Consider the following 24,477-nt stretch of genomic DNA (forward strand, 5'->3'; position numbering starts at 1 on the left):
CGCACTGCCGGAAAAATGTCTCTGTTTTCATTGGTGTTAGAGTACCACATCGCAGTCGCCCTTTCCTTCATCAATAAATTTGAACGAAGGCTTCGATATATTGCGCTATCCCTGCGACAGGATTGTGAATAGCATGTCATCAAGCATCTGGGCACAGGCCCGTCAATCTCATAAAAGGAAACACCCATGAGCAAAGTTTTAGTTCTCAAATCCAGTATTCTGGCAGGGTACTCTCAGTCTGGTCAGCTGACTGACTATTTTGTTGATCAGTGGGCTGAAAAACATCCGGCAGACCAAATCACCGTTCGTGACCTGGCTGCACAGCCAATCCCGGTGCTGGATGGCGAACTGGTTGGCGCGCTGCGTCCGAGCGACGCCCCGCTGTCTCCACGTCAGCAAGAAGCGCTGGCGCTGTCTGATGAGCTTATCGCTGAGTTGCAGGCGCACGACGTTATTGTTATCGCCGCCCCAATGTATAACTTCAACATCCCAACTCAGCTGAAAAACTATTTTGACCTGGTTGCGCGTGCCGGTGTGACCTTCCGTTACACCGAAAACGGTCCAGAAGGCCTGGTCACGGGTAAACGTGCAGTCGTCGTTTCCAGCCGTGGCGGTATCCATAAAGATACCCCAACCGACCTGCTGGCGCCGTACATGAAGCTGTTCCTGGGCTTCATCGGCATCACCGACGTGAATTTCGTGTTCGCTGAAGGCGTGGCTTACGGTCCAGAAGTGGCGGCCAAAGCGCAGTCTGATGCCAAAGCCGCAATCAACAGCCTGGTTGCTGCATAAAGATTTCCCCCTCTCGCCGCCCGGTGAGAGGGATTTTCCGTTTCCTCATACAGTAAACGGCCTCTTATTTTCCGTTATCTTTTTGCCAGAGGTCATGTGCAAAAGGGTTCTGACGCTGTTCCCGGTTAAGGAGCTCCGTGAAAACTGACAAAGCTCACCGGGAGGCACCCGGCACCGTAACGAACCACATTTTATGCAGAAGGCGCAGGGTAAAACCCACAGTTCTCCTGGCGAAATTAATTGAGGAATTGCAGATTAAGTCCGGCAAAAATCTGCCAGCGAGGTTGTCCTGGCCCGTGATCAGCGACTGACCCTTGTGGTTCGATGAAGAAGTTATACACCGTTTTCTGCTGCTTAATCACTTGCCCAATACCCAGCCCCATCGGAACACTGTAACTGTCATTCTGGAAGTTATAGACCCAGATAGGTGCAGCACGCAGGTAGGTACCTCCGCCTAACTGATAAAACAAGAATGGCTGGAATGTGCCGAGATTCACGTCACTTCGGTCATCTTCCCCGGCAAAACTATGCTGCCAGGAAGCCAGATAACCGTACTGGAATTTCTTCGAGCTGGCATCAAACAGCACGTTGACCAGACCCGCTGACCATTTTTCTGTTCCCAGCGCCTCATCGGTTGCAGTCGGGGCTGTAATTTGTGGACCAAAACCAAAACTCACAGCCGGATTACCGGTATCAATCAGCCATGATGCGAAGAGGTTCAGGTCACCCAGACCGGTTTTATGCCCACCATTAGGAGGGGTCGGATACGTGTTGACCGGAAGTGATCCACGTAATAACCAGTTACTGTCGCCCAGAGCAAACGGCTGTGCATAACGAAACCAGAACTGGTTGGCATCTTTATCTGTGCCGCTGACATCACCGATGTAATAGTTCTGCATATTAAATGCAGTCATATTCGCCAGAGGGTTGTTCGCCTGGGCCGCATCCGGCGCATGGTCTTCTACGGCAAACGCAGATGCAGAGGCCAGGCAAAAAAGAGACGGCAGAAGTGAGTATGAAGACAAACGCATAACTGTTTACCTTAAGAAAATCCCCTGCAACGCAGGCGCCGCAGGGGAATTATTTTATGGTGTGACGATGTTGAACCAGAATTCAAACTTGTCCATATAGCTCAGCATCTCATCCAGCTTCGCACCATTACCCGTGACCTTAACATCACCGTTATCTTCAGCCTGTTTCAGGGTTTCTTCTTTCAGGATGATTTTATTCAGTGTGTCGCGGTTGAGTGTAATAGTCGCGTCCGCATCTTTCGCTTCGGCATTTGCGGTGTGGTTCAGTACCCCGTTTTCCAGCTCCAGCTTGTATTTACCGCCGTCGCTGCCCAAATCGATATTAAATACCGCTTTGGCATTAGCCGCTTTTTCACCGTTGATATGCACCCCGAGGTAATCGAAGAACATTTCCGGCGTCATTGCTTTCACCGTATCCGGGCTGGCCGTATTCGGCGTTGGCAGTTTCTGCACGCCATTACGCAGCTCCTGTGCACCGGTCAGGTAGAAGTTACGCCACGGACCGGATTCAGCCTGATAACCCATCTGTTCAAGCGCATCCGCTTCCAGATTACGTGCCGCCTGGTTATTGGGATCGGCAAAGACAACTTTGCTGACAACCTGTGCGACCCAGCGGAAGTTGCCCTGATCATAATCTTCTTTGGCTTTTTTCAGGATGTTATCCGCACCGCCCATGTAATCGACATATTTCTTTGCCGCTTCATCGGGTGGCAACTCATCCAGCGTTGCCGGGTTGCCATCGAACCAGCCGAGATAGAACACATAAGTGGCTTTCACGTCATGGCTGACGGAACCGTAATAACCCCGACTGGCCCAGGTTTTCGCCAGGCCATCTGGCAGCTTAAAGTTTGCCGCAATTTCGTCACGCGTCAGACCAGTATTGGCCATGCGTAAGGTCTGGTCGTTGATATAGCGATACAGGTCGCGCTGTCCCTTCATCAGCTTAACGACGTTCTCGTTACCCCAGGTCGGCCAGTGGTGCTGCGCCATGATAATTTCGGCTTTATCTCCCCAGAGGTTGATAGCATCGTTGATGTATTTCGACCATGCCAGTGGATCGCGAATTTTCGCGCCGCGCAACGAGTAGGTGTTATGGAGAGTATGGGTGACGTCCTCTGCCGCTTCGATGAGTTTCTTCTCTTCGATAAACCACAGCATTTCTGATGGGGCTTCAGAACCTGGCGCCATCATGAAATCATAGGTCAGACCGTCAATCGTCTCTTTTTGTCCGGTTTTGGTGATGTAATTTGTCGGGGCAATTAATGTCACTGTCCCTGCAGAGGTGGTCGTACCAAGACCCGCACCAACCTGACCTTTTACGTCTGGTTTCAGCAGGTTACCGTACATGTAACTAGCACGGCGGCTCATAGCGTTACCCGCCATGATGTTCTCGGATACCGCTTCCTCCATAAAGCCTGCAGGGGCGTAAATCTTCACTTTGCCAGATTTTACGTCAGCTTCATCAACCACACCGCGTACCCCACCGTAGTGGTCAACGTGGCTATGGGTATAAATCACCGCAACCACCGGCTTTTTACCACGGTTTTTGTAATACAGCTCAAGGCCCACTTTCGCGGTTTCTGCTGAAATCAGGGGGTCAACGATGGTAATCCCTTCGTTACCCTCAATGATGGTCATATTTGAGAGGTCAAGATTACGAATCTGATAAACCCCTTCCGTCACTTCAAACAGACCGCTGATGTTGATCAACTGAGACTGGCGCCACAGGCTCGGGTTGACGCTGTCAGGCGATTTTTCGCCTTCTTTAATAAAGGCGTATTTCTGCGGATCCCAGATAACATTACCTTGCTCACCTTTGATGACATCAGTCGGTAAAGCGGCAATAAAGCCTTTATGGGCATTGGTAAAGTCAGTGTTATCAGAAAAAGGAAGCTGATTATAAAGTGCATCATTAGCTTGTTTTGTCGCTGAGGTTGCCTCTTTAGGCGCTTCCTGCGCGAACAAAGGCGTCAGTGCCGTAGAGGTGAATAACCCTGCCAGGACAAGGCTTTTGACTAGTAGCGTAAGTCTCATAAATGATCCTCTATTGTACATCCTGTCTGCCGCTCGCTTTTTACAAACAGCAACCTTAAGAAACTATTGGGCAACATGAATAATGATAGCTTACATATCTAAGCTACCCGCTTTCCAAATATATCCAAATAGTTACATTTATCCATTTTTGACTACATTTGTAAGTACGTGCAGAATTCAGGGGGGAAGAGCTGGGTTATGCATCCTATGTACAGTGGGAGCGCGTAATACTCGCTTCACGCCCTGGGGCATTGTAGTGATGTGATGGACGTCCCTCCCTCAGTGCACGTCCTGCCGCATTTATGCTGAGAACGCGAGGACCGTTACGTCCGTCCTTTTATGAGCGATATTCGGCTGTGGAATACAGGGAGAGACAGAAAATAATTTGATTTTGTTTTCTGAATTATTTCGCCGATTTCGGGCGCAGATTTTCATCAAAAACCAACCGCTGGCGCCCTTCTTCCACTTCGCGCAACGGCTCCACCTGGTGCATAGTCAGTTTGCAGCGTTCCACCAGTACCTGATATTCCCGCGTGCCACGTTTTTTCCACTCCATTTCATCGGTACTCAGCGCACGAATGGCCTTTGCCGGACTGCCAACAATCAAATAATTCGCCGGCATTTCAGCCTTCGCTTTCACAAACGCCGCTGCGCCGACAATGCTGTTTTCGCCAATGACTGCACCGTCCATAATCACCGCGTTCATTCCGATCAGCGCATTACGGCGGATAACGCAGCCGTGCAGTATCGCACTGTGCCCAATATGCCCGTCTTCTTCGACCACGGTGTCCTGCTCCGGGAAGCCGTGCATGACGCAGTTATCCTGAATATTGGCCCCGTCTTTCACCACGATTCGCCCGAAATCGCCGCGAAGGCTGGCATTCGGACCGACGTAAACGCCTTTTCCGAGAATAACGTCGCCAATCAACACCGCCGTGGGATGGACGTAACTTTCTTCAGGTACCACGGGCGTTAAGCCATCAATTTGATAAACCGGCATGGTCACACTCCTTATTTAAGATTCAGACCACCAAAGCGTTGATAAAACGGCGACGCGGGCTGCGGCAACGGGCCGACCGAGGTTTCGCCCTTCTCGCTCACCCACGCCAGTGCACCAGCCGCCACGCTCTGATAAATATTAATGCACAGCTGACGAGCGGCCTGTCCGGCCCAGTGCGCAGGCAACAGTTCTTCAGGCAGCAGCGGGTCTTTGAGGATCACCCGGCGGTAAAGGTGAATAGCCAACAGCTGAATTGCGAAGCAGCGCTCCGGCGTCAGCTCAGCAGGGGCAGCATCCCGCAGCAGCGGCAGCAACGGTCTGAAGGTATTGATGAAATTTTCATACATCTGATTTTGTTCGGTGAGCTGCCAGCACTCTTCCACGCGCGCGCGCAATGCACTGACGGAGGTCGCCAGCGGAGAGCGGGCCTCAAAACAGATGACGTTTTCCGCCACGCCCGCTTCATGCAGCAGCGCCTGAACGTCCGCCAGCTTTTGCGACGGCGACGCCATCAGGCTCGGGGCCAGCGTGCCGAAGCCCTGCCAAATCAGCTGTTTTTTCACATCGGTGAGCGTATTTTTATCCAGCCCTTCCGACAGCAACAGCAGCCAGGTGCCGTCCCACGCGGGCGGTTCAGCGCGGTAAATTTTGCTCTCAGCACGTCGGGTCAGACGCAGCCCTTTGTCACTCAGACGGTAAAAACTGCGCCGCCCGATACGCGAGACGTCCAGCCAGCCCTCTTTATTGAGTCGGAATAATGAGGTGCGAACAAAGCGATCGCCAAAACCAAGGCCTTCAAGCAGCGCCGTCAGGCTCCCAAGCCAGATTTCGCCGCCACGATGGGATAACGCATCCCCGTAAAGGGAGGAGATTAAAGAGGTTCCGCTGACTGGCACGGCTGCGACGGCCTGCTGGATAAAGAGATCAAGTTTACTCATCTGATTCATTCTGTTGTGATTTTTTCCCTGACTGAATCATAGCACAGATTATTTTACCCTCACCCCGACCCGAACGGTTGCCCGGTAAGCTTGCGCCACCGGGCACGCAATAATTAACCGTTCGCCGCCAGTTTACGCAGGTCAAACACGCGACACGCTTTACCTTCGGAGCGCGGAATACTGCCGCAGTTGACGATGGTCACGTCGGTAGAAATCCCGACCATCGATTTGATCCGATGGCGCAGCTGATGACACACCTGACAGCGCTGCTCATGCGACAGGGCCAGGCTGCTCTCTTTCAGCTCGACTTTGATCGACAGCGAATCCAGATGCCCGCGACGATTCACTTCCAGCTGATAGTGCGGCGACAAATGCTCAAACTTAACGATTTCCTCTTCCAGCTGTGACGGGAAGACATTTACGCCACGAATGATCAGCATATCGTCGCTGCGCCCGCTGATGCGGTCCATCCGGCGCATCGTACGCGCAGTGCCCGGCAGCAATCGGGTCAGGTCTCGGGTACGATAGCGAATCACCGGCAGCGCTTCTTTAGTCAGCGTGGTGAACAGCAGCTCGCCCTGCTGACCGTCGTCCAGCGGCGTGCCGTCGTTCGGATTAACGATTTCCGGGTAGAAGTGATCTTCCCAGATAGTCGGGCCGTCGGAGGTTTCCAGACATTCCATCGCTACGCCCGGCCCCATGACTTCTGACAGACCGTAGATATCCAGCGCGGTAATGCCCAGACGTCGTTCAATTTCTTTGCGCATCGCCATGGTCCACGGCTCTGCGCCAAACACGCCAACCCGCAGGCTGCATGTACTGGCATCACCGCCCATCTGGCGCTCCAGTTCTTCAATCAGATTGAGACAGTAGGACGGTGTGACCATAATCATGTCAGGCTTGAAATCACGGATAAGCTGCGCCTGTTTTTCGGTTTGACCGCCGGACATCGGGATAACCGTCGCGCCCAGACGTTCTGCTCCGTAGTGCGCACCCAGCCCGCCGGTAAACAGGCCGTAGCCGTACGCCACGTGAATTTTGTCCTTCGCGCTGCCACCTGCCGCACGCAAAGAGCGGGCAACCAGATTGGCCCAGGTATCAATATCGTTTTGGGTATAACCGACCACCGTCGGTTTACCCGTGGTACCAGACGAGGCGTGAATACGCACCACCTGTTCCATCGGCACAGCAAATGTGTCGAACGGATAGTTATCGCGTAAATCCTGTTTAGTGGTGCACGGGAATTTACGGATATCGCTTAAGCTTTTGAAATCGTCAGGGTGAACCCCCGCCGCGTCAAATTTACGGCGGTACATCGGCACATTGTCGTAAGCATGTTTCAGCGTCCACTTCAGGCGTTGGGTCTGTAAAGCCTGCAGTTCATCAACGGATGCGGTTTCAATCGATTCTAATTTTGTCGTTGTCATTGTAGGGTACTCGCAGGTTAATCAGCTCACACGCGCTCCAGGATCATGGCAATGCCCTGACCCACACCGATACACATCGTGCACAGGGCGTAACGCCCTCCGCGACGGTGCAGTTCATTGCTGGCGGCCAGCGCCAGTCGGGCACCACTCATGCCTAACGGATGGCCTAATGCAATGGCGCCACCGTTAGGATTGACATGCAGGGCATCGTCCGGGAGCCCCAACTGTCTCATCACACCGAGCGCCTGGGCGGCAAATGCCTCATTCAGCTCGATGACGTCCATATCGTTGATACAGAGCCCCGCACGCTCCAGCACTTTGCGGGTGGCAGGCACCGGCCCAAGGCCCATAAGACGCGGCTCAACGCCCGAGGTGGCCATCGCCACAATGCGCGCTCGTGGCGTTAACCCCTGACGTGCGGCCATTTCCGCGCTGGCGATTAGCAGCGCCGCCGCCCCATCGTTTACCCCAGAGGCGTTACCGGCGGTGATCGCCCCATTCTTGCGGAACGGCGTTTTCAGGGCGGCGAGCTGTTCGAGCGTTGTTTCCGCCCGGGGATGCTCATCCTGCGTCACTTCGGTCAACGCGCCCTTTTTGCCCTTCACGCTGACCGGGACAATTTCTTCAGCCAGAATGCCGTTTTGCTGGGCAATTGCGGTGCGCTGCTGGCTGCGCCAGGCGAACGCATCCTGATCGGCACGGCTAATTTTTAACAATTCAGCTACATTCTCTGCCGTTTCGGGCATGCTGTCAGTACCAAAATGCTGCTGCATGAGCGGGTTCACAAAACGCCAGCCGATTGTGGTGTCGAACATTTCAGCCTGACGCTGGAACGGCGTAGTGGCTTTGCCCATCACAAACGGCGCACGGGACATGGATTCCACGCCGCCTGCAATCAGTAAATCCGCATCGCCGGAACGGATTGCGCGGGCAGCAAAGCCAATCGCATCCAGTCCAGAACCGCATAAACGGTTGATAGTGGTGCCGGAGACCGTCTGCGGCAGGCCCGCCAGTAACGATGCCATGCGTGCCACGTTGCGGTTATCTTCCCCCGCCTGGTTGGCACAGCCGAAAATCACATCGTCGATACGTTCAGCATCCAGCTGCGGATGCCTGTCGAGCAGCGCCCGCAGTGGCACCGCGCCCAAATCGTCGGCGCGAATCCCGGAAAGTCCACCGCCGTAGCGCCCCACTGGCGTTCTCACTCCGTCACAGATAAATGCGTCACGCATCAGGCTTCTCCCGTTACGCTGCCGCCGATGCGGTGTGATTTACCGCGAAACAGGGCCACAGCTTTTTGTTGTTGGTTAACAATTTCAATGTCATACACCCCGGTCAATTTGCCCTGATGCATCACGCGCGCGGTGGCGGTGAGTTTGTCTCCGGCAAAGCCCGGACGCAGAAAGTCGATGTTGCAGCCCGATGCCACCGCCGCCAGCCCCTGGCTGTTGCAGGCGTAGGCAAATGCCGTATCCGCCAGCGAAAAAAGCTGTCCGCCGTGGCAGGTTTGATGGCCGTTAAGCATGTTGGCGGTGACGGTCATGGTCAGCACCGCGAAGCCTTCACCCATCTCGATAATGTCAATCCCCAGCGCCTGGGCGCAGGTGTCGCGTTCGTACATCACGCGGGCGTTATGCCAGGCGTCGTTATGACTCATAGCTACTCTCCAGAAGCGCACGCTGGCGCAGCAAGGAACAGGGGCGATAGCGTTCTTCGCCGTAATGACGTTGCAGGTTTTCCAGCAGCGCCAGCACGCGCTGCCAGCCGAGCTGTTCGCCCCACTGGAGCGGACCGCGCGGATAATTCACACCCAGACGCATGGCGGTGTTGATATCCTCTTCGCTGGCGACGCCTTTTTGCAGGGCGTCCAGCGCTTCGTTGACCAGCATCGCCACGGTGCGCCACACCAGCAGCCCCGGATAATCGGCGACCAGCAGCACTTTTTTGCCCTGCTGCTGCAACCAGTAAATGGCTTTCTCCGTCGACTCCAGACGGTTGCCCGGTGCGGCGGCAATCACCACCACCGCGCCTTCGCTGCGGTCCATCATCACCACCGGCTGGCGAGTGCGTGTAGCCGCCGCCTGAGCAGTTTCACCCGTGGTTTCTATCAGAAGCACCTCATCAAGAGTGACAACGTCACGTTCTTTTTGCACACTGGATGCCTGACGATGCGCAGGCACAGCCGGATAAAACGCCGGCTCGGCGGCCCCCTGCGGCCAGGGATAAACACCCTGCCCACTTTTTTTACCGTAGCGCCCCGCCAGCACCAGTTCCTGCTGCACCAGCGACGGCAGAAAACGACGTTCCTGCCAGAAGGCGTTAAATACGGAACAGGTGACGGCGAAATTCACGTCCTGACCAATCAAATCTGTCAGCGCCAGCGGTCCCATCGGGAAACCACCCGCTTCACGTAGCGCCGTATCAATCGCTTCCGGGGCGGCAACCTGCTCTTCCAACGCGCGCCAGGCTTCGGCATAGAACGGACGCGCCACTCGGTTGACGATAAAACCCGGTGTGGAGTGGCACTGAACCGGCTGTTTGCCCCAGGCCAGCACGCACTGGCTGAGTTGCGTCACCACTTCGGTGGACGTCGCCACACCACTCACCACTTCCACCAGTTTCATTACCGGCGCCGGGTTGAAGAAATGCAGCCCCGCCACGCGCTCCGGGTGCTTCACGCCCGCCGCAATCGCGGTAATCGATATGGATGAAGTGTTGCTGGTCAGCAGCGTGTGCGGTGGGCAGATTTCACCCAGCTGCGCAAACAACGCTTTTTTGACGTCAAGATTTTCAGCTGCCGCTTCAATCACTAAATCGGCAGCAGCGAGTGCGGCGATGTCAGTCACCGGCAAAATGCGCGCCAGACCGCGTTCGCAGGCGTCGGCGCTGAGTTTGCCACGCGCAACCCGGGATTCCAGACGCTGACGCAGCGCGTCAATAGCGCGAGACATGGCGTCGGCTGAGATGTCATGCAACAGCACCTGCTGCCCGGCCATCGCCGCCACTTCCGCAATACCAGCGCCCATGGTGCCGCTGCCAATGACCGCTACGGTTCGAATCTGTTGGCTCATGGTCATTTCCCGCTGAATTGTGGTTGACGTTTGGCGAGGAAGGCGCTGACGCCTTCGCGGTAATCCGCGCTGCGCCCCGCCAAGCGCTGGTAGTCACGCTCGAGGTCGAGCTGTGCGTCCAGGTCGTTGGTTTCCGCCGCGTTGATCGCCTGTTTGATAAGCCCGAGGCCATATGTCGGCTGCGTAGCGAAATGGCGCGCCAGCTGGTTGGCGGCGTCGCTGAGCTGCGCGTCATCCACCACTTGCCAGATCATGCCCCACTGCTGAGCCTGTTCGGCGCTGAGTTTGTCTCCCAGCAGCGCCAGGCCCATGGCCCGAGCACGCCCCGCCACTCGCGGTAAAACCCAGGTTCCGCCGCAGTCCGGAATCAGTCCCAACTTGCTGAACGCCATCACGAAATTCGCAGAACGCGCGGCAATGACTATGTCGCAGCCAAGGGCAAGCGTCGCACCCGCACCTGCCGCCACGCCGTTTACCGCACAGATAACCGGTTTTGGCAGCGTTGCCAGACGGCGAACCAGCGGGTTCCAGAACGTTTCTACCGAATAACCGAGATCCGGCGGCGGACCGCTCGGGTCAACGTTGCGATCGTTCAGATCTTGTCCGGCGCAGAATCCGCGTCCGGCGCCGGTGATAACCAGACACCGAATCGTTTCATCGCGTTCGGCCTGCTTCAGGCACTCGGCGAGCTGCCCGTGCATCACCTCGTTAAAGCTGTTCAGTCGATCCGGACGATTCAGCGTTAGCGTCATCACCCCATGCTCAACGTGACTGAGAATAAAAGCGTCCATCGTTAGCGTCCTTTGAATTCGGGTTGGCGTTTGGCAAGAAACGCAGCGATACCTTCGCGACGATCGTCGGTGGCGCTGAGCAGCGTAAACAGCTGGCGCTCCTGCGCGAGTCCGGCACCGAGCATCATTTCCTGCGACTGACGAAGCGCCTGCTTCGCAGCCTGCAACGCCAGCGGGGAGTGTTTCGCCATTGCAGCCGCCAGGCTGATGGCATATTCCGTGGTCAGCCCAACGGGGTAAATCTCACTCACCAGCCCCGCCTGCTGCGCGCGCGGGGCATCAATGCTGCGTCCGGTCAGCACCATTTGTGTCGCTAATGATTTGCCCACGCAGCGGATCAGACGCTGCGTGCCGCCTGCGCCCGGCATCAGGCCGAGGGTGATTTCCGGCAGACCAAATGTGGCGTTGTCGCCCGCCACCACCACATCGCACAGCAGCGCCAGTTCACAACCGGCGCCCAGCGCGTAGCCGTTCACGGCGGCAATCAGAGGTTTGCTGAAGGCATCGATGCGCGCCCAAATGCGTGGGCGAATATCGTTCAGGGTCGCGGCTAAATCCTTTTCCGCCATCTCCTGTAAATCAGCCCCGGCGGCAAACACGCGCTCGCTGCCGGTAATGATGACCGCGCCGATGCTGCTGTCCTGCTGGGCTGATTCCAGCGCGTCGGCAATTTGGGTCAATAACGCGTTGTTCAGGGCGTTGCGCGCCTGCGGACGGTTGAGCGTCAGCTGCAATACGCGGTCGTGGCGGCTAATCAGTAATTCGCTCATGCCATCCCCTTCGCATCAAAATCGACGATCACATCGGCAGTGAGCGGCAGCGACTGGCAGCTCAGAACATATCCTGCTGCGAGTTCATCCGGCTCGAGGCTGTAATTGGTTGCCATCGACACTTCACCGCGCAGTACTTTGCATTTGCAGGTGGCGCACACCCCGCCTTTGCAGGCGTAAGGTAAGTCCGCGCCCTGACGCAGGGCGGCGTCGAGAATGCTTTCGTCGTCAGCGGAAAGGACTATCGCGCGGTCACGCCCGTCCTGGCGCAGGGTGACCGTCTGGCCGTCGGCCTGCACGCTTGACGCGTGGCGCACGGTGCTGCCCGGCGTATTGAAGCGCTCGAGATGAATGGCATTTTGCGACATTCCAAGCGCTACAAGTGCAGTTTCAGCGTCGTCCATCATCGCCGCCGGGCCGCAGATAAAGGCCTCATCAAACTGACTGAAATTCAGCAGATAGCGGGAAAGCGCATGCAATTTTTCACCGTCAATGCGGCCATGCAGCAGCGCGCTGTCGAGGGTTTCCTGACTGAAAATACTCAGCAATTGCAGGCGCGTCGGATACGTGTCTTTCAGGTCGGCCAGCTGTTGGCGGAACATCATGCTCTGGCTGCTGCGGTTGCCGTAAATCACGGTGAACACGCTGTCCGGCTCGGCCTGTAATGTGGTTTCCACAATCGCCAGCATCGGGGTTATCCCGGAGCCTGCGGCGATCGCCAGATAGTGTCCGCTGCGCTCAGGCTGCGGCTGATAGCCGAAATTACCCTGAGGGATCATCACCTCGAGGGTCATGCCAGCTTTGATTTCATCCCTGGCATAGCGGGAGAAGCGCCCGCCTTCGATGGCCTTCACCGCCACGCTGATTTCGCCCGGCACGGCGCGGCGACAAATCGAATAACAGCGGCGGAGTTCTTCGCCTGCCAGTTTGGCCTTCAGGGTCAGATGCTGACCGGGGCGAAACGCGTAGGCAGTTTGCAGCGTTTGCGGTACGGCGAACGTAATGGTCACCGCATCGCGGGTTTCCGGCTCGACCTTTGCCACCGTAAGCGAATGAAACGTCGTCATGGCAACCTCAAATACATTTAAAGTAATCAAAGGGTTCCCGGCAGCTGTCGCAGCGGTATAACGCTTTACAGGCCGTGGAACCGAATTCACTGATCATCGTGGTTTGGGTGCTGGCGCAGCGCGGACAGGCCACATCCGTCGGCATTCCCGCGTGGCAGGCATGGGCCTGTGGCGGGCTGATGCCGTACTGACGCAGGCGTTCACGGGCGTCCGGCGTCATCCAGTCCGTGGTCCACGGCGGGTCAAGCTGCAGGACGATATGCACCGGCGTGTAGCCGTGCGCGGTCATCGCGGTGCGGATCTCACCGAGCAGATGCTCCGTTGCCGGGCAGCCAGAATAGGTTGGCGTGAAGCCCACCACCCAACCATCGCCCTGCGGCGTCACGCTGCGCACCATCCCGAGATCGGTGATGGTCAGCACCGGCACTTCCGGGTCTGAAATCTGACTTAACAGCGTCCAAATCTCATGGACTTCAGCGGGAGCAATACTGGCGAGACGTTGCATAGCGACCTCCGTTACCACTGCTGACCGGGATACGAACGCTGCAGATACTGCATTTCTGCCAGCATCGGCCCCAGATGTTCGGTGTGTAGCCCCTGTTTACCGCCGGTGCGGTACGGCGGCTCTGGCGGAACCTTGAGTTCTGCGGCTGCCAGTACGCTGGAAATTTCCGCCAGCCAGCCGGCTTTCAGTTCACGCGGGTCGACGGCGACGCCTTCAGCAATCAGCGTTTCTTCCAGCGCATCGGCCTGGAACAGTTCGGCGGTGAAGCGCCACAGATTGTCGATGGCGGCCTGCATCCGCGCGCTCGAAAGCTCGGTCCCTGCGCCCAGACGCTCAACCCAGCCACGGCTGAAGCGCAGGTGATAACGCGCTTCTTTAATGGCTTTGGCGGCGATGGCGGCAATCTGTGCGTCTTTGCTGCTCGTAAGGCGACTGAACAACGCCACGTGCCAGGCATCAATAAACAGCTGGCGCGCCAGAGTGTCAGCAAAATTACCGTTCGGCTGCTCTACCAGCAGAATGTTGCAGAACTGGCGTTCGTCGCGGCCAAACGCCAGCGTGTCTTCATCGCCTGCGCCCTGACGTTCAGCGGCGTAGGTCAGAAAATTGCGCGCCTGGCCCATCAGGTCGAGGCCGATATTCGCCAGCGCCAGATCGATTTCCAGCTCCGGGGCGTGACCGCACCAGGCTGAAAGGCGCTGAGAAAGCACCAGACAGTTATCGCCGAGGCGCAGAGCGTAAGTCGCGATAGGATCGTGATTCTTCATGACTGCCTCACATGTGCTCGATGCCGTCAGGCAGGGTGTAGAACGTCGGGTGGCGATAGATTTTGCTCTCCGCCGGGTCGAAAAATTCGCCGCGTTCTTCCGGCTGTGAGGCTACGATTTCGCTCGCTTTTACCACCCAGATTGAGCAACCTTCGCTGCGGCGGGTGTAGGCATCACGGGCATTTTCCAGCGCCATGCGATCGTCGGCGGCGTGCAGGCTGCCCACATGACGGTGCGATAAACCCTGTTTGCTGCGAACGAACACTTCATATAACGGCCAGTAGACATTGCTCATTGTTGTTCTCCTTACGCCACGTTGCGGGCCTGCTGTTTTTCGGCATGCGCCAGCGCGGCTTCCCGCACCCATGCGCCCTCTTCCCAGGCTTTACGCTTGGCGGCCAGACGTTCGTGGTTGCAAATACCACGCCCGTTAATCACGTCATTAAATTCATTCCAGTCGATAGCGCCGAAGCGGTACTCACCGGTGGTTTCGTCGAGCGTTAGGTCCGGGTCCGGTACGGTCATGCCCAACATTTCCACCTGCGGAACGGTGTTGTCGACAAAGCGCTGACGCAGTTCATCATTACCGAAGCGTTTGATTTTCCACGCCAGGCTCTGGGCGCTGTTCGGCGAGCTGTCATCGTTCGGCCCGAACATCATCAGCGCAGGCCACCAGAAGCGGTTGATTGCGTCCTGCAACATCGCGCGCTGCTCTTCGCTGCCGTTCGCCAGCGCCATGCAGGCTTCGAATCCTTGACGCTGATGAAAACTCTCTTCTTTACAGATTTTCACCATCGCACGGGCATACGGTCCGTAAGACGTGCGACACAGCGCCACCTGATTGACAATGGCTGCCCCATCGACCAGCCAGCCAATCACACCGATATCGGCCCAGTTCAGCGTCGGGTAATTAAAGATGGAGGAGTACTTCATTCGTCCGTCGAGCATCTTCTGATAGATGTCTTCGCGGGCGCAGCCGAGGGTTTCCGCCGCGCTGTAGAGATAAAGGCCGTGCCCGGCTTCGTCCTGCACTTTAGCCAGCAGAATGGCTTTTCGGCGCAGCGTCGGCGCACGGGTTATCCAGTTACCTTCCGGCAGCATACCGACAATCTCAGAGTGCGCGTGCTGGCCAATCTGGCGGATCAGCGTTTTGCGGTACGCCTCGGGCATCCAGTCCTGCGGCTCAATGGCCGTCTCTTCGGCGATGCGCGCTTCAAAGCGTTGTTCTTCAGTCACATTGTCACCTTTATGATTCCCATTTGATTCATTAAGTGCATTTTTATGAATCACATTGTTTATGTGAAGTTACATAAAGGTTAACTAAAACCCCAAGAATGGTTTGTGTATTCTGTGACGCCCTTCGCAGAGTAAATCGCAATATCGTTACATAACAATGAAGTAACAAATAAACAGATGCAGACAAAGATCGCATTGTTAATAAATTATTAAAATCATCATTGATTTTTATGATTCATAATCAAACTATGTATGACGAAACGACGTAACATTTACGGAGAGACACAATGCAGCAGTTAACCAGTTTCTTATCCGGTAGCTGGCAGTCAGGCCGGGGCCGAGCGCGGACAATCCATCATGCGATTACCGGCGAACCACTTTGGGAAGTGACCAGCGAAGGGCTGGATCTGGCGCAGGCGCGCCGTTACGCCATTGAGAATGGCGGTGACGCGCTCAGTAAAATGACCTTTGTTGAACGTGCCGCCATGCTGAAAGCGGTGGCAAAACATTTGCTGGAGCAAAAAGAGGAGTTCTATGCCCTTTCCGCACAAACCGGGGCAACCCAGGCTGATAGCTGGGTGGATATCGAAGGCGGAATTGGCACGCTGTTTACCTACGCGGGACTCGGCGCACGCGAGTTGCCTGACGACGTATTATGGCCGGAAGATGAACTGATTCCGCTGTCGAAAAATGGCGGTTTCGCCGCTCGCCATGTGCTGACTGCAAAATCAGGCGTTGCGGTGCACATTAACGCGTTCAATTTCCCGTGCTGGGGAATGCTGGAAAAACTGGCACCAACGTGGCTCGCCGGGATGCCCGCCATCATCAAACCCGCCACCGCCAGCGCGCAGGTGACCCAGGCAATGGTCAAAGCCATCGTCGACAGTGGGCTGGTACCGGACGGTGCGATCAGCCTGATTTGCGGCGGCGCGGGCGACCTGCTTGATCAACTCGATTTCCAGGATGTCGTGACCTTTACCGGCTCGGCGCAAACCGGGCAGTCGCTGCGTATTCATCCGAACATCGTCAAAAACTCTATTCCATTCACCATGGAAGCCGACTCGCTGAACTGCTGCGTGCTGGGTGAAGACGTCACGCCGGAGCAGCCAGAATTCGCACTGTTTATCCGCGAAGTGGTACGTGAGATGACCGCCAAAGCGGGACAAAAATGCACCGCCATTCGCCGCATCATCGTGCCACAGGTGCAGATTCAGGCGGTGAGCGACGCGCTGGTAGCCCGTTTGCAGGGCGTTAAAATGGGCGACCCGGCCGTAGAAGGCGTGAAAATGGGATCGCTGGTCAACGCCGATCAGCGAACTGACGTGCAGGAAAAAGTTGATGCGCTGGTGGCCGCTGGCTGCGAAGTGCGTCTGGGTGGCAAAGCGGATATGCAGGCGGCAGGCGCATTCTTCCCGCCGACACTGCTGTTCTGTCCGCATCCGGATGAAAGCCCGGCGGTTCACGCCATTGAAGCCTTTGGTCCGGTCGCCACGCTGATGCCGTATCAGACCCGCGCGCAAAGTCTGGCACTGGCCCGCGCCGGTCAGGGCAGTCTGGCTGGCACGCTAGTCACCATGGATCCGGCGATTGCCCGCGAATTTATTCTCGGTGCGGCCCGCGCTCACGGCCGTATTCAAATTCTCAATGAAGAGTCGTCGAAAGAATCCACCGGACACGGTTCTCCGCTGCCGCAGCTGCTGCACGGCGGCCCGGGCCGCGCGGGCGGCGGCGAGGAGCTGGGCGGTCTGCGAGCGGTGAAGCACTACCTGCAACGCACCGCTGTTCAGGGCAGCCCAACGATGCTGGCCAGCGTCAGTCAGCAATGGGTTCGCGGCGCGCAGGTGCAGGAAGACCGCGTGCATCCATTCCGTAAATATTTTGAAGAATTGCAGCCGGGCGACAGCCTGTTGACCCCGCGCCGTACCCTGACCGAAACGGATATCGTGAATTTTGCCTGCCTGAGCGGCGATCATTTCTACGCGCATATGGACAAAATCGGCGCCGCGGAATCGATGTTTGGCGAACGTGTGGTGCACGGCTATTTCGTGATTTCTGCTGCTGCAGGTCTGTTTGTCGATGCGGGCGTCGGCCCGGTTATCGCCAACTACGGCATGGAAAACCTGCGCTTTATCGAACCGGTGAAACCGGGCGATACCATTCAGGTACGTCTGACCGTGAAACGTAAAACCGTTAAGCGTCAGAAAACCGCCGACGATAAACCTACCGGCGTGGTGGAATGGGCGGTGGAAGTGTTTAACCAGCATCAGCAGCCGGTCGCGCTCTATTCGATCCTGACGCTGGTGGCCCGTCAGCAAAGCGATTTCTAACCTTCCTGTTGCCCGGTGGCGCATCGCTCACCGGGCCAACAGTTCAATCCCCCTAATCTGGCAAATCTGACAAAACACCTGGCAGGTGCAGGCAAACGTCGTGCGTCTGCTCGCTGTTAGGGTGAGCGTGTCGTGACTCTAAGAACATAACTATACGAGGTTAACAAATGGGAAGCTTTTCTCCTTTTTCCGCCCGTAAAACGGCGTTGGCCCTTGCGGTCGCCCTGATGTGCAGTTGGCAAGCCCCTGTCTTCGCGCACGGCGGCGAAGCCCATATGGTTCCGATGGACAAGACCTTGCAGGAGTTTGGGGCCGACGTGCAGTGGGATGATTACGCCCAGATGTTCACCATCGCCAAAGACGGCGCATTTGTGAAGGTGAAACCGGGCGCCAAAACCGCCATCGTCAACGGTAAAACCCTGACATTGCAGGTGCCGGTGGTGATGAAAAATAACAAAGCCTGGATTTCGGATACCTTCATCAACGACGTGTTCCAGTCCGGACTGGATCAGACTTTCCAGGTCGAGAAGCGCCCACACCCGCTGAATGCGCTGACCGCCAACGAAATCAAAGAAGCGGTTGAGATTGTTAAAGCCTCGCCGGACTTCAAACCGAATACGCGCTTTACGCAGATTGCCCTCGCCGAGCCTGAAAAAGGGAAAGTCTGGAACTTCGTCATGAGCGGCACCGCGGTCGATGAAGATCGTCTGGCAAATGTGACGATGCTCGACGGCAAACACGTGATTGAAAGCCAGGTCGATTTAAAGAATAAAAAAGTGCTGCACTGGGCGCCAATCAAGGACGCGCACGGCATGGTGCTGCTGGACGATTTCTCCTCCGTGCAAAACATCATCAACGCCAGCAAAGAATTTGCTGACGTGCTGAAAAAACACGGCATTACTGACCCGACCAACGTTATCACCACCCCACTGACCGTCGGCTATTTTGACGGCAAAGACGGCCTGAAGCAGGAAGATCGTCTGCTAAAAGTGGTGAGTTATCTGGACGTCGGCGACGGCAACTACTGGGCGCACCCGATTGAAAACCTGGTGGCGGTTGTCGACCTTGAGCAGAAGAAAATCATTAAGATTGAAGAAGGCCCGGTCATTCCTGTGCCGATGGCACCGCGCCCGTATGATGGACGTGACCGTATCGCTAAACAGCTTAAACCGTTGGATATCATCGAACCAGAAGGCAAGAACTACACTATCACTGGCGATATGATTCACTGGCAGAACTGGGATTTCCACCTGCGCCTGGATTCTCGCGTAGGGCCGATTTTGTCGACCGTGACCTATAACGACAACGGCACCAAACGCAAAATCATGTACGAAGGTTCACTTGGCGGGATGATCGTTCCTTATGGTGACCCGGACGTGGGCTGGTACTTCAAAGCATATCTGGACTCCGGCGACTACGGCATGGGCACCCTGACATCGCCTATTGCCCGCGGTAAAGATGCACCGTCGAACGCCGTGCTGCTGGACGAAACCATCGCCGATTATACCGGTGCACCCATGAACATCCCGCACGCGATCGCAGTCTTTGAACGCTACGCCGGGCCGGAATATAAGCATCAGGAAATGGGTAAGCCGAACGTCAGTACCGAGCGCCGTGAGCTGGTTATCCGCTGGATAAGCACGGTCGGCAACTACGACTACATCTTTGACTGGGTGTTCCACGAAAACGGCACTATTGGCATTGATGCCGGTGCGACGGGCATCGAAGCGGTGAAAGGCGTGCAGTCCAAAACCATGCACGACGCGACTGCCAAAGCTGACACCAAATACGGCACGCTTATCGACCACAACATCGTAGGCACCACCCACCAGCACATCTACAACTTCCGTCTCGACCTGGACGTAGATGGCGAAAACAACCGCCTGGTAGCGATGGATCCAGATGTGAAGCCAAACACCGCCGGTGGCCCGCGGACCAGTACCATGCAGATTGACCAGCATACGATCGACACCGAGCAGCAGGCAGCGCAGAAATTCGATCCGGGTACCATTCGTCTGCTGAGCAACACCAGCAAAGAGAACCGTATGGGCAATCCGGTTTCGTACCAGATAATCCCGTACGCCGGTGGCACTCATCCGGTGGCGACCGGGGCGAAATTCTCACCTGACGAGTGGATTTATCATCGCCTGAGCTTTATGGATAAACAGCTGTGGGTGACCCGCTACAAAGCGGATGAACGTTATCCTGAAGGCAAATACCCTAACCGTTCCACCCATGACACCGGTCTTGGCCAGTACACCAAAGACAATGAATCGGTGGATAACCAGGATGACGTGGTGTGGATCACTACCGGCACCACGCATGTGGCCCGCGCCGAAGAGTGGCCGATTATGCCAACCGAATGGGTTCACGCGCTGCTGAAACCGTGGAACTTCTTCAATGAAACGCCGACGCTAGGCGAACAGAAGAAGTAAATCAGAGGGGCTTCGGCCCCTTTTTTGATCTCAGGCTTCGTGAAAGAGAAACAGGGATGCTATATTTCCCGCGCTATACTGGAAGCGTGGACAGGCTTGAGAAAGGATCGAGGTATCTTGGTTAAAAAAAAGCGGACATTCACCCTTACGGCGATTGTCATTCTCACTACCGCTGTCTTCGCCGGTTTACTGTTCCGGGAGTACCGCAATTTATCCAGCTATATGGGATATATTGCTGAAAATGGCAAGTCTGCACTGTTTCATGAAGAATATATTAATCAGCGCATTGCTTATAATATCTCCACCGCATTATCTTCCCCCCTGGTCTCTGAACCGGGTGAAAACGATCCGGCGGCCGTTGCGCGCCGCCGGATCGTCGATTAATAGAAATGTAGACTTTTAATTTTCAATATTGGAATGCCCCTCCGAATCTTTCCGAGCACGTACGCACATTTCACTCTCCATCCAGCGAAACGCCTGGCGCGGGAATAGTATGCACAGCAACTACCCGTCTTCATCGTAATTAATGGTGTACATAGTACCCAATTCAGGTGTACATTGTACCCACACAAGGAGAGTGTGCTCGTGACCCATGCCATCGAGTTTATCGAAACGCCTCAGTTCACCCGGCAGATTAAAACGATCGCCACGGATGATGAACTGAAAGAACTGCAAAGAGAGCTTATCCAGTTCCCCACCCGGGGCGATGTCATACAGCAAACCGGGGGTTTGCGGAAAATCAGAATGGCGACGGGGTCACAGGGAAAAAGCGGAAGCGCCAGAGTTATCTACTTTCTGGCCACCGAAGTGATTGTCTGGCTGGTGCTGGCTTACCCCAAAAACGTCAAAGATTCCCTGACGGATTCAGAAAAATCAGCCCTCAAGAAACTGACTAAATTATTGAAAGACGAGGTGTGATATGACTTTTTTTAACGAGTTGAAAGCGTCCCTGGAAGAAGCGGTCGACATCAAAAACGGCGACAAAGCCCCCGGCCGTGTTACCTGCTATGAAATTGCCGACGTGAAAGCCATCAGAGAGCAGCTCAACGTTTCTCAAAGCGAAATGGCGAAAGCACTGGGCACCAGCCTCGATACCATTAAAAGCTGGGAAGCGAAAAGACGTAACCCGACAGGACTGGCAGCCAAAGTTCTGGCCGTGATTCAGGCGGACCCTGCTTTCTTTCACGTGCTAGCGGCCCATTGATCGGGATAGGGCTGATCTCACGACCAGCCTCCTCCCACACCACCGCACGATGCGCTCAGTTCTGAATGCAGAACGCCGGACAGGCCTCCCGAATGGAGAGCTAATGGCTTCGTTAATAACGCACGCACACTGATTTGGTTTCACACCAGCCGTCGAGCCAGTCCGGGCCGAAATCGCGTCCGGTACCGGACTGCTTCATACCACCAAACGGCAAATTCGGGTCAATCAGCGTATGGCTATTGACCCACACCGTACCAGCCTGTAAGCGGTCGCTGTAGCCCAGCGCCTGAGAGAGATTTTGCGTCCAGACACTGGCGGTCAGGCCGTATTCACTTTCATTTGCCAGACGCAGCGCTTCGTCACCATCCGCGACGCGCACCAGGTTCACCACCGGCCCAAAGACTTCCTCGCGCGTTAAACGCAGACGCGCATCCGGGTTGACCACCAGCGTCGGTCGAACGTAATAACCCTGGCCTTCTGGCCCGGTGTTACCGCTAATCAACTCGGCTTTGTTTTGCTCGGCTTCATGCAGGAACGCCGCGACTTTGTCGCAGTGTGCGCGTGAGGCCAGCGGGTTAATCTGTGCGCTTTCGGACATACCCGGCCCGACGCTCAGGGATTTCACCGCCTGCTCAAAACCAGTGACAAGGGTGTCAAACAGCGGCGCTTCAATGTAAATGCGCGAGCTGGCCGCGCACACCTGGCCCTGATTAAGGAAACTGCCCATCATCAGGCCTTCAATTACCCACTGCGGATCGGCGTCTTTCAGTACAATTGCCGGGTTTTTACCGCCCAGTTCCAGGGTGACGCGCGTCAGACGGTCTGCCGCCGTGCGGGCGATCTGTTTGCCCGTCGCTGTTGAGCCGGTAAAGCTCACCTTGGCGACATGCGGATGCGACGTCAGCGCTGAGCCACATTCGGCACCGCTGCCGGTTACCACATTAAATACGCCTTCTGGCACACCCGCTTCGGTCGCCAGCTCCGCCACGCGCAGCAGCGTCAACGGTGTGGTTTCGGACGGTTTGATAACGATAGAACAGCCTGCCGCCAGCGCGGGCATTACTTTCCACATGCCAATCATCAGCGGGAAGTTCCATGGCACAATCCCGGCTACCACGCCCACCGGCTCTTTACGCGTCCACGCCTGATAGCGTGCACCCGCAGGCAGCGGAATAGAAACATCCAGCGTTTGCCCGGTGATTTTGGTCGCCAGCCCGGCGGTGTAACGCATCCAGTTCAGCGTACAGGCCACCTCAAACATGCGGGAAATGTTGATCGACTTGCCCTGCTCCAGCGTTTCCAGCTGCGCCAGTTCTTCTGAATGTTTTTCCACTAAATCAGCAAAACGCAGCAAGATACGTTCGCGCTCCGCAGGCATCCGCCCGGCCCAACGGCGGTCAACGAACGCGCGCCAGGCAGACATTACCGCGGCATCAACATCCGCGCTGTCCGCATCTGCAGTGGTGGCGATGGCTTTGCCCGTCGCCGGGTCCCAGACGGTCAGGCGCTTGTCACTGCGTGAGGCCTGTTGCTTTCCGTCAATATAGAGCCCGTGCTGGCGCGCCAGAAATTGTTGTACGCTCTCAAGCAGCGCGACCTGTGAATCAGACATATCAGCTCCTTATTACCTTTCACGGTTTTAACCAGTGTAGAAGCCGCGCGCCTTTTCCGTTTTTGTCTCTGTGTCATTCGCTTTGTCGCCTGTGACAGCCCTCGCAAACAGTGACAATAGTCATGCTGCCTCCTGTCGCCAGTGATAGTTCTTTCGTATAGTCACCAGGATAAGCTTGTTTATGCAACATAAATGCAACAATGTGTTGGCACTTCAATGACCGAGGCAGGACATGGCGCAGATCTCAGGCAATGAGCAATTCCAGCAGTGGCTGGCCCAGATAAACCAGGAGTGTGGCAACTTTGCCGCTCGCCCACTGGAAGGCGAGTTTTCGGGGCATCTGGAAACCGGCTATGCGCAGGGGCTAAAACTTAGCACCGTCACCACCGCCAACGTTAATCTCTACCGCACCAAAAACGAGATCAGTAAACAAAACGACAGCTGGTTCTACACCGTTTTCCAGCTGGAAGGCCAGGCAATAATTGAGCAAAACGAACGTCAGACGGTTATCCACCCCGGCGACATTACGCTGGTCGATGCCTCCCGTCCGTGTTCTATCATCTGGCAACAACGCTCCCGTCAGACTTCGCTGTTGTTGCCAAGAAGCTTGCTGGAACAACAGCTGCGCGTGGGCGAAAGCCATTGCGTTCAGCGTTTAGGGAAAAACTTGCCGATGGTGCAAATGAGTCATCGCTTGTTGCAGGAAAGCATGAATAACCGCGAGCTGTCCGGCAAAGAAAGCGAAGCCGCGCTGGAGGCGATTGTGTGCCTGCTGCGCCCAGTGTTGCAGCAGCAAGAAGTGACACCGTCACGCCGCGACAAGCAGTTCGATAAGGTTGTGCAACTGATAGACAGCCATTTGCAGTCAGAAATGCTGCGCCCAGAATGGCTGGCCAATGAAACGGGGATGTCGGTAAGAAGTCTGTACCGGATGTTCGCTAATAAAGGTCTGGTGGTGGCGCAATACATTAAAAACCGGCGGCTGGATCTTTGCGCCAAAGCGATACGCAGCGCCGCCGATGACGAAAAGCTGGCGGGAATCGGGTTCAGCTGGGGCTTTACCGATCACAGCCATTTTTCTACCGCCTTTCGCCAGCGCTTTGGCGTGTCGCCCGGCGAGTACCGCAAACGCAATCGCTGATCACTTCTTCAGCCATTTTCCGTTCAGGCCCTTCACGTATTCTCCCGGCTGCGCTCGCACAACCAGCTTTTTCCCGGCCATCTTTGCGACTTCATCCACCGGCAAATTGTTGCTGTCTGCCAGCTGCTGATAGCTTTCGCTGCGCGCGTCGTTGATTTGCTTCACCAGCGCCACCGTTTCTTTATCCTGTGCCACTGGCGCCAGATAGCCGGTCAGGGTTTCCCCGACACGCCCCTGTGCTCGGGCTTCGTCAAGCGTCAGCGCAAACACGCTCTGGCTGATTAGCCCAACACTCAGAACCGCCATTAACAGTAATTTTTTCATCGCTG

24 protein-coding genes are annotated in these 24,477 nt (G+C 56.0%); 7 read left to right on the top strand and 17 right to left on the bottom strand.

Features of this window, described 5'->3' with window-relative positions; translation table 11 throughout:
- Positions 1-186 precede the first annotated feature (186 nt).
- Positions 187-792 carry an FMN-dependent NADH-azoreductase gene (gene azoR, locus MUU51_RS07365; RefSeq protein WP_110508068.1) on the top strand — a complete coding sequence of 202 codons (606 nt, stop codon included), beginning with the start codon at positions 187-189 and terminating at the stop codon, positions 790-792.
- A 236-nt stretch (positions 793-1,028) separates the two neighbouring features.
- Here the strand turns inward: azoR and MUU51_RS07370 are convergent, their stop codons facing one another.
- The 15 genes from MUU51_RS07370 to paaA form a co-directional block, all read right to left on the bottom strand.
- On the bottom strand, positions 1,029-1,823 hold the full coding sequence (locus MUU51_RS07370) for a hypothetical protein (RefSeq protein ID WP_258967494.1): 795 nt from the start codon (positions 1,821-1,823) through the stop codon (positions 1,029-1,031).
- Between the two features lie 54 nt (positions 1,824-1,877).
- A complete protein-coding gene (locus MUU51_RS07375) occupies positions 1,878-3,857 on the bottom strand; it encodes an alkyl/aryl-sulfatase (protein WP_159774680.1) in 1,980 nt (659 codons plus the stop codon).
- 403 nt (positions 3,858-4,260) lie between these two features.
- Positions 4,261-4,857 carry a phenylacetic acid degradation protein PaaY gene (gene paaY / locus MUU51_RS07380; RefSeq protein WP_159774678.1) on the bottom strand — a complete coding sequence of 199 codons (597 nt, stop codon included), beginning with the start codon at positions 4,855-4,857 and terminating at the stop codon, positions 4,261-4,263.
- A gap of 11 nt (positions 4,858-4,868) precedes the next feature.
- Positions 4,869-5,804 (bottom strand): phenylacetic acid degradation operon negative regulatory protein PaaX, encoded by a 936-nt coding sequence (gene paaX / locus MUU51_RS07385; protein ID WP_159774676.1) that lies wholly within the window; start codon positions 5,802-5,804, stop codon positions 4,869-4,871.
- 104 nt (positions 5,805-5,908) lie between these two features.
- Complete coding sequence (gene paaK / locus MUU51_RS07390) at positions 5,909-7,222, bottom strand: phenylacetate--CoA ligase PaaK (RefSeq protein ID WP_159774674.1); 1,314 nt, start codon at positions 7,220-7,222, stop codon at positions 5,909-5,911.
- Between the two features lie 26 nt (positions 7,223-7,248).
- Positions 7,249-8,454, bottom strand: coding sequence for a 3-oxoadipyl-CoA thiolase (gene pcaF / locus MUU51_RS07395; protein WP_258967495.1), 1,206 nt, complete (start codon positions 8,452-8,454; stop codon positions 7,249-7,251).
- Entirely contained in the window at positions 8,454-8,879 is a 426-nt protein-coding gene (gene paaI, locus MUU51_RS07400) for a hydroxyphenylacetyl-CoA thioesterase PaaI (protein WP_125355051.1), read from the bottom strand. Before paaI ends, pcaF begins: the two co-directional genes overlap by 1 nt.
- Positions 8,869-10,293, bottom strand: coding sequence for a 3-hydroxyacyl-CoA dehydrogenase PaaH (gene paaH / locus MUU51_RS07405; protein WP_159774670.1), 1,425 nt, complete (start codon positions 10,291-10,293; stop codon positions 8,869-8,871). The genes paaI and paaH overlap by 11 nt, the downstream gene beginning before the upstream one ends.
- 2 nt (positions 10,294-10,295) lie before the next feature.
- A complete protein-coding gene (gene paaG, locus MUU51_RS07410) occupies positions 10,296-11,084 on the bottom strand; it encodes a 2-(1,2-epoxy-1,2-dihydrophenyl)acetyl-CoA isomerase PaaG (RefSeq protein ID WP_258967496.1) in 789 nt (262 codons plus the stop codon).
- Between the two features lie 2 nt (positions 11,085-11,086).
- Positions 11,087-11,854: a 2,3-dehydroadipyl-CoA hydratase PaaF gene (paaF, locus tag MUU51_RS07415; RefSeq protein ID WP_258967497.1), complete on the bottom strand. Its 768-nt coding sequence runs from the start codon at positions 11,852-11,854 to the stop codon at positions 11,087-11,089.
- Entirely contained in the window at positions 11,851-12,921 is a 1,071-nt protein-coding gene (paaE, locus tag MUU51_RS07420) for a 1,2-phenylacetyl-CoA epoxidase subunit PaaE (RefSeq protein ID WP_258967498.1), read from the bottom strand. Before paaE ends, paaF begins: the two co-directional genes overlap by 4 nt.
- Positions 12,922-12,928: 7 nt before the next feature.
- Positions 12,929-13,426, bottom strand: coding sequence for a 1,2-phenylacetyl-CoA epoxidase subunit PaaD (gene paaD, locus MUU51_RS07425; protein WP_159774662.1), 498 nt, complete (start codon positions 13,424-13,426; stop codon positions 12,929-12,931).
- An 11-nt stretch (positions 13,427-13,437) separates the two neighbouring features.
- A complete protein-coding gene (paaC, locus tag MUU51_RS07430) occupies positions 13,438-14,193 on the bottom strand; it encodes a 1,2-phenylacetyl-CoA epoxidase subunit PaaC (protein ID WP_258967499.1) in 756 nt (251 codons plus the stop codon).
- A 7-nt stretch (positions 14,194-14,200) separates the two neighbouring features.
- Entirely contained in the window at positions 14,201-14,488 is a 288-nt protein-coding gene (paaB, locus tag MUU51_RS07435) for a 1,2-phenylacetyl-CoA epoxidase subunit PaaB (RefSeq protein WP_097161024.1), read from the bottom strand.
- An 11-nt stretch (positions 14,489-14,499) separates the two neighbouring features.
- Positions 14,500-15,429, bottom strand: a complete 930-nt coding sequence (paaA, locus tag MUU51_RS07440; RefSeq protein ID WP_235033680.1) for a 1,2-phenylacetyl-CoA epoxidase subunit PaaA — start codon at positions 15,427-15,429, stop codon at positions 14,500-14,502.
- 287 nt (positions 15,430-15,716) lie between these two features.
- Here paaA and paaZ point away from each other — a divergent pair, with 287 nt between their 5' ends.
- The 5 genes from paaZ to nadS all read left to right on the top strand — a co-directional run bounded on the left by paaZ (position 15,717) and on the right by nadS (position 21,395).
- A complete protein-coding gene (gene paaZ / locus MUU51_RS07445) occupies positions 15,717-17,756 on the top strand; it encodes a phenylacetic acid degradation bifunctional protein PaaZ (protein WP_258967500.1) in 2,040 nt (679 codons plus the stop codon).
- 167 nt (positions 17,757-17,923) lie between these two features.
- A complete protein-coding gene (gene tynA, locus MUU51_RS07450; RefSeq protein ID WP_159774656.1) occupies positions 17,924-20,191 on the top strand; it encodes a primary-amine oxidase in 2,268 nt (755 codons plus the stop codon).
- A gap of 117 nt (positions 20,192-20,308) precedes the next feature.
- Entirely contained in the window at positions 20,309-20,575 is a 267-nt protein-coding gene (locus MUU51_RS07455) for a GAPES1 domain-containing protein (protein ID WP_258967501.1), read from the top strand.
- Between the two features lie 201 nt (positions 20,576-20,776).
- Positions 20,777-21,109 (top strand): type II toxin-antitoxin system RelE/ParE family toxin, encoded by a 333-nt coding sequence (locus MUU51_RS07460; protein ID WP_258967502.1) that lies wholly within the window; start codon positions 20,777-20,779, stop codon positions 21,107-21,109.
- 1 nt (position 21,110) lies between these two features.
- The gene (gene nadS / locus MUU51_RS07465; protein ID WP_159774654.1) at positions 21,111-21,395 is read left to right on the top strand and encodes a NadS family protein; all 285 of its coding nucleotides are present in this window, start codon (positions 21,111-21,113) and stop codon (positions 21,393-21,395) included.
- Between the two features lie 112 nt (positions 21,396-21,507).
- On the opposite strand, the gene MUU51_RS07470 is transcribed toward nadS, so the two are convergent.
- Complete coding sequence (locus tag MUU51_RS07470; RefSeq protein WP_159774652.1) at positions 21,508-23,007, bottom strand: aldehyde dehydrogenase family protein; 1,500 nt, start codon at positions 23,005-23,007, stop codon at positions 21,508-21,510.
- 232 nt (positions 23,008-23,239) lie between these two features.
- On the opposite strand from MUU51_RS07470, the gene feaR reads away from it, so the two are divergent.
- Entirely contained in the window at positions 23,240-24,148 is a 909-nt protein-coding gene (gene feaR / locus MUU51_RS07475; RefSeq protein WP_159774650.1) for a transcriptional regulator FeaR, read from the top strand.
- Here feaR and MUU51_RS07480 read toward each other — a convergent pair whose 3' ends face one another.
- Positions 24,149-24,472, bottom strand: a complete 324-nt coding sequence (locus tag MUU51_RS07480; RefSeq protein WP_258967503.1) for a YdbL family probable chaperone protein — start codon at positions 24,470-24,472, stop codon at positions 24,149-24,151.
- Positions 24,473-24,477 lie beyond the last annotated feature (5 nt).

Source organism: Scandinavium manionii (assembly GCF_024764775.1).
In the GTDB taxonomy this organism is placed as follows: Bacteria; Pseudomonadota; Gammaproteobacteria; order Enterobacterales; family Enterobacteriaceae; genus Scandinavium; species Scandinavium manionii.

Excerpts from the sequence above, each read along its gene's own strand:
- azoR (WP_110508068.1), top strand. The coding sequence starts at position 187 with ATGAGCAAAGTTTTAGTTCTCAAATCCAGTATTCTGGCAGGGTACTCT.
- MUU51_RS07370 (WP_258967494.1), bottom strand. The coding sequence starts at position 1,823 with ATGCGTTTGTCTTCATACTCACTTCTGCCGTCTCTTTTTTGCCTGGCC.
- MUU51_RS07375 (WP_159774680.1), bottom strand. The coding sequence starts at position 3,857 with ATGAGACTTACGCTACTAGTCAAAAGCCTTGTCCTGGCAGGGTTATTC.
- paaY (WP_159774678.1), bottom strand. The coding sequence starts at position 4,857 with ATGCCGGTTTATCAAATTGATGGCTTAACGCCCGTGGTACCTGAAGAA.
- paaX (WP_159774676.1), bottom strand. The coding sequence starts at position 5,804 with ATGAATCAGATGAGTAAACTTGATCTCTTTATCCAGCAGGCCGTCGCA.
- paaK (WP_159774674.1), bottom strand. The coding sequence starts at position 7,222 with ATGACAACGACAAAATTAGAATCGATTGAAACCGCATCCGTTGATGAA.
- pcaF (WP_258967495.1), bottom strand. The coding sequence starts at position 8,454 with ATGCGTGACGCATTTATCTGTGACGGAGTGAGAACGCCAGTGGGGCGC.
- paaI (WP_125355051.1), bottom strand. The coding sequence starts at position 8,879 with ATGAGTCATAACGACGCCTGGCATAACGCCCGCGTGATGTACGAACGC.
- paaH (WP_159774670.1), bottom strand. The coding sequence starts at position 10,293 with ATGAGCCAACAGATTCGAACCGTAGCGGTCATTGGCAGCGGCACCATG.
- paaG (WP_258967496.1), bottom strand. The coding sequence starts at position 11,084 with ATGGACGCTTTTATTCTCAGTCACGTTGAGCATGGGGTGATGACGCTA.
- paaF (WP_258967497.1), bottom strand. The coding sequence starts at position 11,854 with ATGAGCGAATTACTGATTAGCCGCCACGACCGCGTATTGCAGCTGACG.
- paaE (WP_258967498.1), bottom strand. The coding sequence starts at position 12,921 with ATGACGACGTTTCATTCGCTTACGGTGGCAAAGGTCGAGCCGGAAACC.
- paaD (WP_159774662.1), bottom strand. The coding sequence starts at position 13,426 with ATGCAACGTCTCGCCAGTATTGCTCCCGCTGAAGTCCATGAGATTTGG.
- paaC (WP_258967499.1), bottom strand. The coding sequence starts at position 14,193 with ATGAAGAATCACGATCCTATCGCGACTTACGCTCTGCGCCTCGGCGAT.
- paaB (WP_097161024.1), bottom strand. The coding sequence starts at position 14,488 with ATGAGCAATGTCTACTGGCCGTTATATGAAGTGTTCGTTCGCAGCAAA.
- paaZ (WP_258967500.1), top strand. The coding sequence starts at position 15,717 with ATGCAGCAGTTAACCAGTTTCTTATCCGGTAGCTGGCAGTCAGGCCGG.
- tynA (WP_159774656.1), top strand. The coding sequence starts at position 17,924 with ATGGGAAGCTTTTCTCCTTTTTCCGCCCGTAAAACGGCGTTGGCCCTT.
- nadS (WP_159774654.1), top strand. The coding sequence starts at position 21,111 with ATGACTTTTTTTAACGAGTTGAAAGCGTCCCTGGAAGAAGCGGTCGAC.
- MUU51_RS07470 (WP_159774652.1), bottom strand. The coding sequence starts at position 23,007 with ATGTCTGATTCACAGGTCGCGCTGCTTGAGAGCGTACAACAATTTCTG.
- feaR (WP_159774650.1), top strand. The coding sequence starts at position 23,240 with ATGGCGCAGATCTCAGGCAATGAGCAATTCCAGCAGTGGCTGGCCCAG.
- MUU51_RS07480 (WP_258967503.1), bottom strand. The coding sequence starts at position 24,472 with ATGAAAAAATTACTGTTAATGGCGGTTCTGAGTGTTGGGCTAATCAGC.